Source organism: Propionicicella superfundia DSM 22317, assembly GCF_000423465.1.
Classification (GTDB): Bacteria; Actinomycetota; Actinomycetes; order Propionibacteriales; family Propionibacteriaceae; genus Propionicicella; species Propionicicella superfundia.
The window spans coordinates 155,290-169,594 of the sequence record NZ_KE384021.1 but is presented as its reverse complement, the minus strand read 5'-3'; the positions used below and the strand labels follow the sequence as shown (position 1 = coordinate 169,594).

The following is a 14,305-nucleotide window of genomic DNA, read 5'->3' as shown; positions in this document are numbered from 1 at the left end:
CGTGGGGCCGGGCCTCAGGAGAAGAAGTCCCGCAGTCCCGTCAGCACCCGCTCGACGTCGGACTCGTCGGTGTAGGGCGCCAGGCCGAGGCGCAATCCGTGAGGGTCGTCCAGCGCCAGCCGCCGGAACGGCTCGTACGCGTAGAACGATCCCGCCGGAGCGAGGATCTCGCGGCCGGCCAGGAAGACGTAGGCGTCCCAGGCGCGTCGCCCGGGAAGGCTGAGCAACAGGGTCGGGGTGCGCTCGGCGGCCCGCGAATGCACGACGACCGGGAGGGCGGCGAGACCGCCCTCCAGCACCGCCCGCAGCCGGGTCTCGTGGACGTCGATCGCCGCGAAGGCCGTGGCCAGCCGGTCCCGTCGCGAGGTCGCCCCGCCCGGTGCGATCCCGGCGAGGAAGTCCACCGCGGCGGTCGCGCCGGCGAGGATCTCGTACGGCAGCGTCCCGAACTCGAACCGCTCGGGCACGGCGTCGGTCGACGGCAGCAGCTTGTCGGGCCGGATCTCCTCCAGCACCGCGGGCGCGGCGCCCAGCACGCCGCAGTGCGGCCCGAGGAACTTGTACGGAGAGCACACGAACAGGTCGGCGCCGAGCGCCGGGACGTCCACGAACTCGTGGGCGGCGTAGTGAACGCCGTCGACGTACACGAGCGCCCCCACCGCGTGCGCGGCGTCGGCGATGGCGCGCACCGGCGGCTTCGTCCCCAGGAGGTTCGACGCCGCGGTGACCGCGACGAGCCTCGTCCGCGGCGTGATCGCGGCGGCCACACTCGCCGGGTCCACCTCGGACGTGGCGGGATCGAAGTCGATCCACCGCACGGTCGCGCCGACGGCCTCCGCGGCCTGCGTCCACGGGCGGACGTTCGCGTCGTGGTCGAGCCGCGAGACCACGATCTCGTCGCCGGGTGCCCAGCGCTTCGCGAGCGCGCGCGAGACGTCGTAGGTCAGCGCCGTCGCGCTCCGGCCGTGGACGACGCCCTCGGCCGGGACGCCGAGGAAGTCGGCGTAGGCGGCCCGGAACGCGGCCACGGCCGCATCGGCGTTCCGTTCGGAGAGCCCGCCGGTCCCGCGGTTCGACAGCGGGCCGGTCAGCGTCGCGGCCACGGCCGCCCCGACCTCCCGCGGCGTCTGCGTCCCGCCCGGGCCGTCGAAGTGAGCGATCCCCGACGTCAACGAGGGGAAGTGGGCGCGCAGCGTGGCGACGTCGTAGCTCATGGGCGACTCCTTGGGATGCAGACACGTCCGGCCCCGACGATGGGGCCGCGTCGCTCCATCCTCCCACCGGTCCGGACGCGGCCCGGCGCCGACCGTCCTCCGGTCGTCGACGGGTGGACCGCGGTCCGGCGGCGACCTACCCTTCCCGCATGACGGCGACCTACCCTTCCCGCATGACGCAGACTCCCGGGGCGGTCCTCCAGCCGCTCGACGACGCCGCGTTCTCGCGGGTGCTGGTCGTCGTCGCGCATCCCGACGACGTCGAGTACGGGCTCTCCGCCGCCGTGTCCATGTGGACGATGCGCGGCGTCGAGGTCGCCTATCTTCTCCTCACCGCCGGCGAGGCGGGGATGCAGCGGGCCCCCGAGGCGGCGGGCCCCCTGCGGGCGCGTGAGCAGCGCGCCGCCTGCGAGGTGGTGGGGGTCGAGCGGCTCACGATCCTCGGCTTCCCCGACGGCACGCTCGAATACGGGCTCGACCTGCGGCGCGCCATCGCCCGCGAGATCCGGACGTTCCGTCCCGACGCGGTGGTGTGCGGCGCGGGGCAGGTGTTCGTGGAATGGGGCCTCGACCACGCCGACCATCGCGCGGCGGGCCTGGCGACGATCGACGCCGTCCGCGACGCCGACAACCGCTGGGTGTTCCCCGGCCTGGCCCGCGAGGAGGATCTTCCACCCTGGGGCGTCTCGTGGCTGCTGCTGTACGCGACGCGGCCGACCCACTTCCTGGAGGTGTCCCCCGAGGCGGTGGACAAGGCGGTCGCCTCGCTCTCCGCCCATGCGGCCTATCTCGCCGACCTGCCGTGGCATCCCGCTCCGGCCGAGGTCATTCCCGGCGCGCTCGCGGCGCAGGGTGAGCCGGCGGGCGTCCCGCACGCGGTGACGTTCGCCGCGCACCGGCTCCGCGGGTGACCGACCCGGGCCCTCGTCAGCGCGTGCCGCCGCCCAGCAATCCGCCGAGCAGGTCGCCGAGGGGATCGGATCCCGAACCCGAACTCGCTCCGCCGCCGAGCAGCCCGCCCAACAGGCCGCCGAGCCCGCCGCCGGTCGAGGCCGACGACGATCCGCCGAGTCCGCCGAGGATCCCGCCCAGCAGGTCGCCGATCCCGCCGGAGCCCTGCGCCGTGGTCTGTGCCTGCGCTGCGCCGCCCTGGTTGAGGAACTTGCCGGCCAGGTAGCTGAGGACGATCGGAGCGAGGATCGGAAGCAGCTTGGCGACCAGGTCGCTGCTCTGCGTGCCCGGCGCCGAGCCGAGCGTCGCGATGACCTGGTCCTTGTTGTCGCCGAAGACGTGCCGCACGATCTTCTCGCCGTCGGCCGTGTCCACGGCGGCCAGGTCGACGCCGCCGTCGACGAGCGAGGAGTCCTTGGTCTCCAGCGCCGACACGAGGGACGCGGCCCCGGCCGGATCCTGGGCGTTCGCCTGCATCCCTCCGAGCAGGGTGGGGAGGGCGGCGGCGACGCCGGCCTCGGCCGTCGCGGCGTCCACCCCGAGTCGGTCGGCGATCTGCGAGATCGGGATGAGGTCGAGAAGTTCGCTGGTGTCGGACATGGAGTCTCCCGGTGCCGGGCGAGCCCATCGCCGGCCCGCTCGCCTCGCAGTGTAAGGGGACCGGGCACGCGAGGGGAACGGGCCCTCGCGGCCGAGGCGGCTCGCCGAACGCTCCCGAACTGCCGGAAATCCGGCCGAAACCGCCAGTTCTGGAGCGCTCGGCGAGCGCGGGGTCAGCGCGGGGCGTCCTCGGGACGCTTGATGGACGGCAGCCGCTTGCCGAACTCCGTCATGAACAGGTCACGCACCGCCTTCGAGTCGACGACCCCGTTGACCATCGGCAGCTTGCCGCCGCTCGCCCGCTGGCAGACCGCCAGCCACGCCTCGCCCATCGCATAGGTGAAGGTGCTCGCCACCCCGGCGTTGATGACCCCGCCCGCGACCGTCCCCGCGCCCGGAACGAGCTTGACGAGGTTCGCCACGGTGGTGCGTCCGAGGGACGTCGCCGCCGACGTCGACGCGATCGCCAGCAGGGCCGCCTTCTCGAACTTGATGTTGTAGAGCTGCGCGATGCGTCCCATCATCGCCAACTGCAGCGGGACGAGGATCGCCGCGGCCGAGAACGGGATCGGCGAGGCCGCGGCCGCCCCCGCGCCGGCTACCGTCGCCCCGATGTGCGCCCGCGCTGCCCGGGCCTTGGCGGCCATGTCGATCGTCTGCGCCGCGGCGAGGGCTCCGTGGACGGCGTCCGGCGCAACGAGAAAGGTCGCGCGCAACAGCTCCATCAAGCCGTACGGCGACTGACCGGTGAACTGGTCCCTCCGTGCGAACGTCATGAACACCCGGTTCTCCACGATCGGCAGGTTCCGCTGCTCGATCTGGCGCGCCAGCTCCAGCGCATCGGGATGGAACAACCCGTCCCGCATCGGCACCTGCGTCATGACGAGGATGACGGGGATGCCCAGCTCGTCGAGCTTGCGGATGAAGGCCGCCTCGGCGTCCTCGAACCGGCGGTCCAGCCCGCGCACGCAGTACCAGGCGACGTGGATCTGATCCTCCAGCCGCTGCTTGCGCATGTCCCTGACGACCTTGGTCAGCTCGGCGACGAGCTCCTTGTCGTCCTTGCCGATCTCCAGCCCGCGTGTGTCGACCAGACCGAGCGTGCCCCGCGTGTCCAGATACAGGTGGCTGGTCAGCGTCACCGGCGCCCCGACCCCGGTCGCGGCCACATCGGCGCCGAACACCGCGTTGACGAGCGTGGACTTGCCGACGCCCGTCTTGCCGAAGAGCGCCAGGTTGAAGCGGCCGAGCTGACTGGCCTGCTTCTCGAACTCGCTCCGGAACGACTCGGTGAACCACTGGGTCATGGGCCCAGGGTAGGGGACGCACATGACCGGTTCACGCCCGCGAGCCCCTCCTCATGGCAGGTCCGGGGACGTCCCGGGGTCGGCCCCCGGCGGCGTCCGACCCCCGACCGCACCTGTATCCGGGCGCGGGCCCCGCTCACCGCTGTCGCAGGCCGAACAGCCAGGCGAGCAGGTAGGTGCGCGAGACGCCGTCGTCGATGAGGTCGGCGGGCAGCTCCCGCGCCGCCGCGAGAGCGGCCACGCGCTGCTGCTCCCCCTGCAGCGCCGAGTACATCAGCAGATAGTCGCCGTAGGGCTGCCGGAACCCCTTCTCACCCACCGCTTCGGCCACATTGGCGGCGATGCGGCCGGGGTCGACGGCGAGATGGTCCGACGACGGGCTCATCGGCAGCACCAGGATCGCGAGCGCGGCCGCCGGCTCGGCCGAGAACCACGTCGCGTAGTCCCGCTTCCCGCCGAACACGAGCGGCGTCACGGTGTGCCCGAACCCGTCGTACACCGGGTCGGCGGTGTCGAAGTCCGTCCAGTAGGCGTTCGCGGCCTGCGCCTCGAGCGCGTGCATCCAGATCGCCTCCGTCTCCAGCGCCGTGTTCCCCGACGCGCGCGCCCACAGGGTCAGCCCGCTCCAGGCGGTGACGGCCTCGGAGGCCGACTCCTGGTTGTTCCCGTCGGCGAACGGCGCGGTCCCCGACGCCCACGAGTGCGATGCGTACACGTCGAAGACGCGGCGCTGCGGGAACCGCTCCGACGCCGGGCTCGCGGCGATGTCCGCGGCGAGCAGGTTCATCACCGGCGCGATCCGCTCGGCCAGCGCCGGATCGTCGGCCGCCATCACCCCTGCCGCATACAGGAAGTACCCGTAGTGGAAGTGGTGGTCGTTGAACTCGTCCGACCCGAAGGACGCCGTCCTGCCGACGATCCCCGACGTGGTCGAGTCGTAGAAGAAGCACTTCTCGGACGCCGCCCGGCATCCCGCCGGGTTCGTCCAGGTCTCGAGCTCGGCCGTCACCTTCTGCCGGAGGTCGGCCGCGATGTCGTCGGCGCCGATCTGGCGGGCGATCGTGTAGGACTGCGCGTCGCGGTACAGGGCCTTGCCGCCGAAGTAGGTGTCCGCCGGATACGCCGCCGCCCCGGCGAGGTCGTCGGCCAGGGCACGCTCCAGCTCGGCCGTCTCGTCGGCGGTCAGGTCGCCGAGGTCGAGGGACGTCCGCGCCGGCCAGGCGGGCGACGTCCAGGCGAGCTCGGTGCCCGCGCACAGCCGCATGGTGCCGAGGATGCTCGGGTACGTCCCCAGGTCGCAGGCGGACCCCACGAGGTTCGCCGCCTGGTGCGGGAGCGCGGCCACGAGAGTCGGGGCGTCGCCGTCGGTGCCGTAGCGGAGGGTCGTCGTGGCCCTGTCGCTCACGGCATAGGCGACCGACGTGCCGGTGATCGCCGCGGCCGACGCGACCACGTCCGCCGCGTCCGCCCCGTCCGGCACGGCGATCCACGTGACCCGCCCACCCGGCTGCAGCGCGACCGAGCCGCTCGCGACCGAGCCGTTGCGGGCGACGGCCGCATAGGCACGCCCCTCCGCCTCGGCACGCCAGACACCGCCGGACTGCGCGAAGGCGGGTGCGACGCCGAGGGTCTGCCCCGCCGCCGCGGTGTACGTGACCAGCGGCGACCCCTCGGCGATGACGAGCGTGCCGAGGACGCCCGTGTCCGAGCGGGCAGTGAGCGTCACGCTGAGCTCGTCGTAGGCGGTGACCTGCCACGTCGCCAGCCCGGGCACGGTCACCTGCACGCTCGGGCGGTACCCGCCCATGATCGTCTTCTCGCTCGTCACGACGTCGGGAACCCCGAAGGCGAAGCCGTTCGGCGTGAGGCCGAACGACAACGGCAGCGGGAACACCGGCTGGGCGGTGGCTCCGAACACCAGCCCGGAGAACCAGCGGTTCGTGGGCGGGACCAGCCCGGACGCGAGCCGCGCGGCATCGAGATCCTTGCCGGGCGCGCTGCCGATGCCGTCGAGTGCGGCCGAGATCTCGCCCTCGTCCAGCACCGGATCCGTCCCTCCCTCCCGGGTCGTCGGCGCCGACGGCGCGGCCGGAGCAGGCGTGCAGCCCGCGAGGAGCAGCGCCCCCACCACGGCGAAAGCCAGAACGTGCCGCGGGCCGCCCATGTCAGCGCAACCCGATCTTGGTGAGGAAGTGCAGAAACGCGTCGGTGGGGCCCGCCAGGATGCCGTCGTCCCGCAATTGCAGGATCGCCACCACCGGGGTCCCGCGTCGCGTGAGCGTGGCCCGGGCGGGAGAGATCAGCTCGTCGCTGTCCACGACCACCTTCGTGACGGCCTCCCCCGCATCGGTCGTGACGGACACCCCGCTCACCCGACCCTGGACGGTCGAGTTGTCGGGCAGCAGGATCTGCACGCTCGCGCCCCGCTCGATCCGCCCGTAGTCGAACGGCGTGAGCGAATAGACCGCCTCGACCGTGCGCTCCCCGTTCGCGACGATGGACGCCAGCGACGCCCCGTCGGCCACGAACGTCCCGGGCCGCGCGGTGACATCGGTCACCGTTCCGTCGGTGACGGCCTTGTAGGTCACGGTGCCCTGCCGCGTGTCCAGGTCGTAGGCGACGGTCGACGGCGGCCGGAAGCCGAGCGCGAGCGCCTCGAGCAGCGATGGGGACGACACCGTGAACAGCCTCGTCCCGACCACGACGTCCTGCCCCTCGGTGACGAACGACGCGGTCACCATGCCGCCGTAGCCGGAGCCGACGGTGGTCACCGGGGCGTCGACCGTCGCCGTGACGCTGGTGACGGTCGCCTCGCGATGGTTGAACAGCAGGGTCAGGGCGGCCATGACGACGATGGTCACGAGGATTCCGCCGGACAGCTTGAGTCTGTGGGACCAGGTCATGACAGTGCCTCCCTCGTCGGGTCGGGCATGGCGCGGGACGGTGCGGCCTCGCCGTCGGGAACGATGCTCCCCGAGGCGCGCTGCGGGACGGCGGGCCCGAGGGCCTCGCGCAGGGCGTGGGCCGCGAGAAGCTCGGCTCGACCGAGGACGACGACCTCGCGGACAGGGGTGTCGGCCTGCGGCGCGACGGTCGCGCCCGGCTCGGTGCGGCTGCGCCGGGCGGCGGCGTCCTCCGCGAACGCGGTGGCGATGAAGCCGCCGATGACGATCGAGTTCGTGACGCACCACAGGGTCGCGATGTTCACCTGCTGCATGTTCCAGTCGCGCCACGCGCCGACCACCGACGTCCACACCAGGAACACGAAGACGAGCACCTGCGGGCCGATGAAGGTGAAGGCGGACGCCTGCCCGCCCGTCCGGCCGGTCACCGACCATTTCGTGTCGATGCCGAGAAGGGCGTTCTTGAGCGCCTTCAGATAGATCGGGAACGAGTTGGCGGAGAGCAGCAGCACCTCCCACCGGAACGTCCCCACGATGACCGACGCCAGCACGATCTGCAGCACGTAGAAGCCGCTGTAGAACAGCGCCCACTGCACCGGGCCGACGTCGAGGTTCACCGGCCGGAGGTCGAGGAAGATCTCCAGCGCGGGCAGGAAGAGGAGCAGCCCGGGGACGATGCCGGTGAGGTAGTGGGTCGCGGTGACGAAGTACATGATCCGCTGGTCCATCGTCAGCCGGCGCCGGCGCCCGAACGGGTTGTGCGTGAACAGGATCTCGAATCCGCCGGTCGCCCAGCGGAGCTGCTGCTTGCTGTACGCCTCGATCGTGTCGGGTGTGTCGCCGACCGCGAGCGTCAGCGGGACGAACACGGAGCGCCAGCCGCGTTCGTGCAGCATCAGGGACGTCCACACGTCCTCGGACTTCGACGCCGTGTACATGCCGCCGACGTCCTCGACCGCCTTGCGCCGGAACAGGACGTTGGTGCCCACGCAGAACGCCGCGTTGAACTCGTTCCGCCCGGGCTGCACGAACCGGTAGAACAGCGTCTGCATGTATCCCGCGCCGCGAGAGATGACGTTGTGCATGTTCCCGTACGTCTGGGGTGTCTGGACGAAGGCGACGTTGGAGTCGGTCATGTACGGCAGCGTCTCCTCCAGGAACTCCGGCTGCGCCACGAAATCCGCGTCGAGGATCAGGAAGAAGTCCTCCTTGGCGACCGTGAGGGCGTTGTTGATGTTCCCCGCCTTCGCGCCCGAGTTGCTGAGGCGGCGCAGGTAGCGGCAGTCGAGCTCGGCCGCGAGCGCACGCACGACGTCCGAGCTGCCGTCGTCGAGGATGTAGGTCGTGTGGAGTCCGCGGATGTGCTGCGCCGCCACGACCGTCCGGCGGATCACGTCGAGCGGCTCGCCGTACACGGTGACGAACGCCGCCACGCTCACCTGACGTCCGTCGAGGAGGACGGGCCACCGCTCCGGGAGATCCTGGACGCCGAGGCTCCAGTTGAGCTCGGCGTCGTACAGGCGCGCCTGGGCGCCGAAGAACGAGAACGGGGGACGCCGGCCGTAGCCGACCAGCATCGTCCACACGGCCATGAGTGCGTGGAAGACGAGGATCGTCTCGGCCACGATCACGATCAGCCAGGGCAGCAGGTCGCCGCGCGCGGACGGGTTGAGCAGGAAGGCACCGTAGGCGAACACGCCGAGGGTGGCCAGGATGGTGACGATCAGCACGATCGGTGAGAACGGGTTGCGCGTGGCCCGCCGGCGTTGATCCGGCCCCAGCCCATCGACCAATTGGAGGTCGTTCGCCTCGATCAGGTCCGAGAGGTTGGTGGATGCGATGCTCGACTTGACCCGGCGCGTTCCAAGAATTTTCATGGATCGCTCCTCGGGCGGGGGCACCTGTTCAGATGTGCTGGGTAGCCGGCCTGTGGCCGGTCGATCGGATGTGGTTGAGCGTCCCCCGCGGTTGCAGCAGAGTACCCGAGCAAACACGCGTTGGCACGGACGATCACCACGCGGTCGACCTCGCGCCGGGCAGGAGGTCGGCCGGGCGGACGCCCAGCCCCGATCCACCGGCCGGGCGGGCGGGCGCGCCCACCAGGTGCGAGCGATGGCGGCGGCCGGCGTCCGCCGAGAGGTCGTCAGGTCGATTTACACGGTTGCGTGGGATATTTCCGTGAGCCGTGACGCCGCCCGGGAGGCCGGGCGCCGCGCAACGGCGTCCCGGCCCCCGCGCGGCGCCCGGTGCAGCACGCGGCGATCAGAAGACCGACCGGTACAGCTCCTCGATCTCGGCAAGGGTGGCGGTGCGCGGGTTGCCGCCGGTGCAGACATCGGCGAGCGCCGCCGCGGCCAACGCCGGGATGTCCTCCTCCGTGGCGCCGACCTCGCGCAGCGTCGTCGGGTTGCCGAGGTCGCGCGTCAGCTTCGCCACCGCATCCACCGCGGCCCTGCGGGCGTCGTCCAGGCTCATCGTGTAGGCCTCGGCGATGCCGAACGCGGCCGCGATGTCGCGCAGCTTCTCGCCCGTGTACGCGGCGTTGTACGCCATGACGGGTGCCAGCAGGATGCCGTTGGCGACCCCGTGCGGCGCGGAGTAGAACCCGCCGAGCGGATGGGCCATGCCGTGCACGAGCCCGAGGCCCACGTTCGAGTAGCCCATGCCCGCGATGTACTGCGCCATGGCCATCTCGTCGGCCGCCTCCGGGTCGCCGTCGGCCGCCTTCGGCAGCGCCTTGGCGATCATCTGGATCGCCTTCAGGTGGAACATGTCGCTCAGCTCGAACGCTCCGGCCGTCGTGTAGCCCTCGATCGCGTGCGTGAGGGCGTCCAGGCCGGTCGCGACCTTCAGCGAGCGCGGCGCCGAGCTCATCATCTCGGGGTCCACGACGGCGAGGACCGGGATGTCGTGCGGGTCGACGCACACGAACTTCCGCTTCTCCGCCACGTCGGTGATGACGTAGTTGATGGTCGTCTCGGACGCCGTCCCCGCCGTCGTCGGGACGGCCACGATCGGCACCGACGGGTTCTTCGTCGCGGCGACGCCCTCCAGCGACCGGACATCGGCGAACTCGGGGTTGGCCGTGATGATGCCGATGGCCTTGCAGGTGTCCTGCGGCGAGCCGCCGCCGATCCCGATGAGGACGTCCGCGCCCGACTCGGCGAACGCCCTCACCCCGGTCTGGACGTTCTCGATCGGGGGGTTCGGGACGATGTCGCTGTACACCTCGTACGGGAAGCCCGCGCCGTCCAGCAGGGACGTCACGCGCCCGGTCACGCCCGAGTCGACGAGAACCTTGTCGGAGACCACGAATGCCTTGGTGAAACCACGGCGGGCCAACTCGTCCGGGATCACCGTTATCGCACCGGGCCCGAAGTACGCCGTCTGGTTCCAGATCATGCGCTGCACCATGTCGAACTCCTCTCTCGCGGGTCGCCGAGAGGTTGCTCACCGGGCGCCCGCTCGCCGTCCGGCCATGCCGGCGGTCGCGGCATCGATGCCCAGACGTCCCTTCACGCTAACGCGGCGACGCTCTCCGCCGGTCCCGGTTCGCGCAGATGCACGAATGCGCAGACGTGGCGCTGCCTGACCGCGAGCGGTCCCCATGCGAGGGAACCTGTGCGCGGCAACTACAATCTGCGTGCACTTTCCCCTATCAGGAGCACGACATGCCGACTCGCGCCGATCTGCGCAATGTGGCCATCATCGCTCACGTCGACCACGGGAAGACCACTCTCGTGGACGCCATGCTGTGGCAGTCGGGCGCCTTCCGCGCCGGGCAGGACGTGGAGACCAGGGTCATGGACTCCATGGACCTCGAACGCGAGAAGGGGATCACGATCCTCGCCAAGAACACCGCCGTCAGACACACGATGTCCGACGGGGAGACGATCACCATCAACATCGTCGACACCCCCGGCCACGCCGACTTCGGCGGCGAGGTCGAACGCGGCCTGGAGATGGTCGACGGGGTGCTGCTTCTCGTGGACGCCTCGGAGGGCCCGCTGCCGCAGACCCGGTTCGTGCTTCGCAAGGCGCTGGCCAAGAAGCTGCCGATCATCCTCGTCATCAACAAGGTCGACCGGCCCGACGCCCGCATCGCCGAGGTCGTGGACGAGGTGTACGAGCTGTTCTTCGACCTCGTGGAGGACGACGCCTCCGCAATCGAGTTCCCCATCGTGTACTGCGCGGCGAAGGCCGGGCGGGCGTCCCTCACCGCCCCCGCCGACGGCACGCTGCCCGATTCGGAGGATCTGCAGCCCCTGTTCGACACGATCCTGGAGCGCATCCCGGCCCCGTCGTACGTCGAGGGCGCTCCCCTGCAGGCGCACGTCACGAACCTCGACGCGTCCCCGTACCTCGGCCGGCTGGCCCTGTGCCGGGTCGTCGCCGGGACGCTCACCCGCGGCCAGAGCGTGGCGTGGATCACCGCCGACGGCACGACGCGCACCGTGAAGCTGTCCGAGTTGCTGGTGACGCAGGCGCTGGACCGCGTCCCCGCCGAACAGGCCGGGCCGGGCGACATCGTCGCCATCGCCGGGATCCCCGACATCACGATCGGCGACACGCTGTCCGATCCCGACAACCCCGTCGCGCTCCCGCCGATCGTCGTCGACGAGCCGTCCATCTCGATGACGATCGGGATCAACACCTCGCCGCTCGCAGGCAGGTCCGGCAACAAGCTCACCGCGCGGCTGCTGAGGAACCGGCTCGACACCGAACTCATCGGCAACGTGTCGATCCGGGTGCTGCCGACCGAACGCCCCGACACATGGGAGGTGCAGGGACGCGGGGAACTGCAGCTCGCCGTCCTGGTGGAGATGATGCGGCGCGAGGGGTTCGAGCTGACCGTCGGCAAGCCCGAAGTGCTGACGCGGACGATCGACGGCACGCTGTCCGAGCCGTTCGAGGCCCTCACCATCGACGTCCCGGAGGACCATCTCGGAACCGTCACGCAACTGCTGGGCCTGCGCCGCGGCCAGCTCACCCAGATGATCAACCATGGGACCGGCTGGGTCCGACTGGAGTACCAGGTCCCGGCGCGCGGGCTGATCGGGTTCCGCACGCAGTTCCTCACCGAGACCCGGGGCACGGGGATCATGCACCACGTCTTCGACGGCTACGCCCCGTGGGCGGGCGAGATCAAGACCCGCCCGACGGGTTCTCTGGTGGCCGACCGGACGGGAACCGTGTCCAGCTATGCGCTGTTCAACCTGCAGGAGCGCGGGACGCTGTTCGTCGAGCCCGGCGTGGAGGTCTACGAGGGGATGATCGTCGGGGAGAACTCCCGGGCCGACGACATGGACGTCAACCCGACGAAGGAGAAGAAGCTCACCAACGTGCGGTCGTCCACCGGCGAGGAGTTGGAACGGCTCATCCCGCCGCGGCGGTACAGCCTCGAGCAGGCGCTGGAGTTCTGCCGTTCCGACGAGTGCCTCGAAGTGACGCCCGACGGGGTCCGGATGCGCAAGACCGTGCTCAACGCGTCCGAACGTGCCAAGCAGCGCGCGCGGGCGAAGGCCTGACGCCACGCACAGCCGACGCGTAGCAGCCCCGCAGGAAGCCCGTGGGGCGACAGCTCCGGGCGAACCGTGGGAAACCTCCTGCGGTGCGACCCGGGACACGCCGGGAAATGCACGACAGCGGATTCCTCGGGCACCCTGTGCACGCTCGCCTCGATGCTGCACAATTTGGTCGTCGACTCCCGCGAGCGTCAGGATCCAGCATGCGCAGCCCATTTGTCCGCCTTGTCGCAGCGGCATTCGTCGCGATGGCTCTCACCGTCCAGGCCGGGGTCGGCACGGCGGTCGCGGACCCGGCTCCGGACGGCACCGTCGTCCTCACGACCAGCGAGCTGACCGGGCTCGTGGGGCAGCCCATGAGCGCGCAGGGCACCACGACCGTGACCGACCCGCTCGCCGCGGCCACGGAGGTGCTGCTCGGCGGGACCTGGTCGACGTCCCAGGTCACGAGCAGCCTGGCAGGCGGGACGTTCTCGCTCCCCCTGACCGTCGGGCAGAACTCGGCCGGGACCTCGACGTGGCGGCTGCGCGTCGATTCCGCGGCCGGCGCGGCGTACTCTGACTCGTTCACGGTCACCCGCCTGTCCACCACACCGCAGATCGTGTCGGCCCCGGCCACGGTCGCGACGGACACGCCGGGCTCGGTCACGGTCCAGGTGCCGAACGTGGGCGCAGGGACGCGGGTGGCGACTCAGTTCTGGGTCGGCGGCAGGTGGTCGACCTCGCGCACCGCGACCACGGACGCCTCCGGTCGCGCGACGCTCTCCCTCACCTACGGGTCGGGAACGCCGGGCTCCTACTCCTGGCGCATCACGTCCACCAACGCGTACGGGCTCACGTCGACGACCTCCGCACGCACCCTGACGAGGGTGTCCGCGGCACCGGTGGTGGTGTCCGCCCCCAGCCGGGTGACGACCAACACCCCGGGAACGGTCACCGGCAGGCTCCAGCAGGCCCGCGCGGGCCAGCAGGTCTGGACGCAGTTCCTGGTCAACGGGAAGTGGAGCGGTTCCCAGGTCCGCACTGTGGGCTCCAACGGACAGGTCAGCATCCCGCTCACCTACGCGAAGACGATTCCCGGGTCCTACGTCTGGCGGCTGGCGGCGTACCGCAACGGCCGGTGGTACACGTCCGGGGCACGCACGCTGACCCGCCTCACCGCGAACCCGGTCATCCTGTCGGCACCCACCACCGCGATGACGGGGGCGGCGGCATCGGTCAAGGTCAAGATCGAGGGCGTCGGCGCCGGGTACAGGGTCTGGACCCAGTTCTGGGCCAACGGCCGGTGGAGCACGTCTCAGGTCCGTACCACCAACGCGAGCGGACAGGCCGAGCTCCCGCTCACCTACGGTGCCGGGACGGCCGGCAGCTATCGGTGGCGGGTCGTCACCCAGCGCAACGGCGCCACGTTCGCGACCGGCGTGCGGACGCTCGTCCGCACCCGGGTCTACCTCGACAGCCGCTGCACGACGGGCCGCGCCATCTGCGTGGACAAGACCGCCCGCAAGGTCTACTGGGTCGTCAACGGCCGGATCCAGAAGACCCTCGACGCCCGGTTCGCCATGCCCGGATACGCGACGCCGACCGGTTCGTACAAGGTGTACCGCAAGGTGTACCTGGACTACTCGCGCACGTACAACAACGCGAAGATGCCGTTCTCGATCTACTACCAGGGCGGTCGCGCCGTGCACTACAGCTACGGGTTCGCGGCCCAGGGCTACAACGGCGGGAGCCACGGCTGCGTGAATCTGCGCGACTGGGCGGGTGCCGAGTGGCTGTACAACCAGGCCCGGGTCGGCGACAAG

General features: G+C 71.0%; 10 protein-coding genes. 3 read left to right on the top strand and 7 right to left on the bottom strand.

The genetic code is table 11. The features are described 5' to 3' along the window. Positions 1 to 14: 14 nt before the first annotated feature. Positions 15 to 1,214, bottom strand: a complete 1,200-nt coding sequence (locus G555_RS0110615) for a cysteine desulfurase-like protein (protein ID WP_028708862.1) — start codon at positions 1,212 to 1,214, stop codon at positions 15 to 17. Positions 1,215 to 1,387: 173 nt separating this feature from the next. Here G555_RS0110615 and G555_RS0110610 point away from each other — a divergent pair, with 173 nt between their 5' ends. Next, entirely contained in the window at positions 1,388 to 2,125 is a 738-nt protein-coding gene (locus tag G555_RS0110610; protein ID WP_028708861.1) for a PIG-L deacetylase family protein, read from the top strand. A gap of 16 nt (positions 2,126 to 2,141) precedes the next feature. Here G555_RS0110610 and G555_RS23220 read toward each other — a convergent pair whose 3' ends face one another. The 6 genes from G555_RS23220 to fucO all read right to left on the bottom strand — a co-directional run bounded on the left by G555_RS23220 (position 2,142) and on the right by fucO (position 10,389). Continuing rightward, on the bottom strand, positions 2,142 to 2,765 hold the full coding sequence (locus G555_RS23220) for a DUF937 domain-containing protein (RefSeq protein WP_028708860.1): 624 nt from the start codon (positions 2,763 to 2,765) through the stop codon (positions 2,142 to 2,144). 173 nt (positions 2,766 to 2,938) lie between these two features. After that, positions 2,939 to 4,072 (bottom strand): GTPase family protein, encoded by a 1,134-nt coding sequence (locus G555_RS0110600; protein WP_028708859.1) that lies wholly within the window; start codon positions 4,070 to 4,072, stop codon positions 2,939 to 2,941. 136 nt (positions 4,073 to 4,208) lie between these two features. Further along, positions 4,209 to 6,236: a glycosyl hydrolase gene (locus tag G555_RS19305; protein ID WP_051208810.1), complete on the bottom strand. Its 2,028-nt coding sequence runs from the start codon at positions 6,234 to 6,236 to the stop codon at positions 4,209 to 4,211. A 1-nt stretch (position 6,237) separates the two neighbouring features. Beyond that, entirely contained in the window at positions 6,238 to 6,975 is a 738-nt protein-coding gene (locus G555_RS0110590) for an efflux RND transporter periplasmic adaptor subunit (protein ID WP_028708858.1), read from the bottom strand. After that, positions 6,972 to 8,852 (bottom strand): glycosyltransferase family 2 protein, encoded by a 1,881-nt coding sequence (locus G555_RS19300; RefSeq protein ID WP_084635185.1) that lies wholly within the window; start codon positions 8,850 to 8,852, stop codon positions 6,972 to 6,974. The genes G555_RS0110590 and G555_RS19300 overlap by 4 nt, the downstream gene beginning before the upstream one ends. Positions 8,853 to 9,237: 385 nt before the next feature. Beyond that, positions 9,238 to 10,389: a lactaldehyde reductase gene (gene fucO, locus G555_RS0110580; RefSeq protein ID WP_028708857.1), complete on the bottom strand. Its 1,152-nt coding sequence runs from the start codon at positions 10,387 to 10,389 to the stop codon at positions 9,238 to 9,240. A 257-nt stretch (positions 10,390 to 10,646) separates the two neighbouring features. Between fucO and typA the strand changes: the two genes are divergently transcribed. Together typA and G555_RS21285 are read left to right on the top strand one after the other, a co-directional pair. Next, positions 10,647 to 12,503, top strand: coding sequence for a translational GTPase TypA (gene typA / locus G555_RS0110575; RefSeq protein ID WP_028708856.1), 1,857 nt, complete (start codon positions 10,647 to 10,649; stop codon positions 12,501 to 12,503). Positions 12,504 to 12,703: 200 nt separating this feature from the next. Further along, positions 12,704 to 14,305, top strand: a 1,602-nt coding sequence (locus G555_RS21285) for a L,D-transpeptidase (RefSeq protein ID WP_051208807.1), incomplete at its 3' end; no start/stop codon positions are given.

What these genes read in the sequence shown, in the direction of transcription:
- G555_RS0110615 (WP_028708862.1), bottom strand. Translation starts at nt 1,214, where the DNA reads ATGAGCTACGACGTCGCCACGCTGCGCGCCCACTTCCCCTCGTTGACG.
- G555_RS0110610 (WP_028708861.1), top strand. Translation starts at nt 1,388, where the DNA reads ATGACGCAGACTCCCGGGGCGGTCCTCCAGCCGCTCGACGACGCCGCG.
- G555_RS23220 (WP_028708860.1), bottom strand. Translation starts at nt 2,765, where the DNA reads ATGTCCGACACCAGCGAACTTCTCGACCTCATCCCGATCTCGCAGATC.
- G555_RS0110600 (WP_028708859.1), bottom strand. Translation starts at nt 4,072, where the DNA reads ATGACCCAGTGGTTCACCGAGTCGTTCCGGAGCGAGTTCGAGAAGCAG.
- G555_RS19305 (WP_051208810.1), bottom strand. Translation starts at nt 6,236, where the DNA reads ATGGGCGGCCCGCGGCACGTTCTGGCTTTCGCCGTGGTGGGGGCGCTG.
- G555_RS0110590 (WP_028708858.1), bottom strand. Translation starts at nt 6,975, where the DNA reads ATGACCTGGTCCCACAGACTCAAGCTGTCCGGCGGAATCCTCGTGACC.
- G555_RS19300 (WP_084635185.1), bottom strand. Translation starts at nt 8,852, where the DNA reads ATGAAAATTCTTGGAACGCGCCGGGTCAAGTCGAGCATCGCATCCACC.
- fucO (WP_028708857.1), bottom strand. Translation starts at nt 10,389, where the DNA reads ATGGTGCAGCGCATGATCTGGAACCAGACGGCGTACTTCGGGCCCGGT.
- typA (WP_028708856.1), top strand. Translation starts at nt 10,647, where the DNA reads ATGCCGACTCGCGCCGATCTGCGCAATGTGGCCATCATCGCTCACGTC.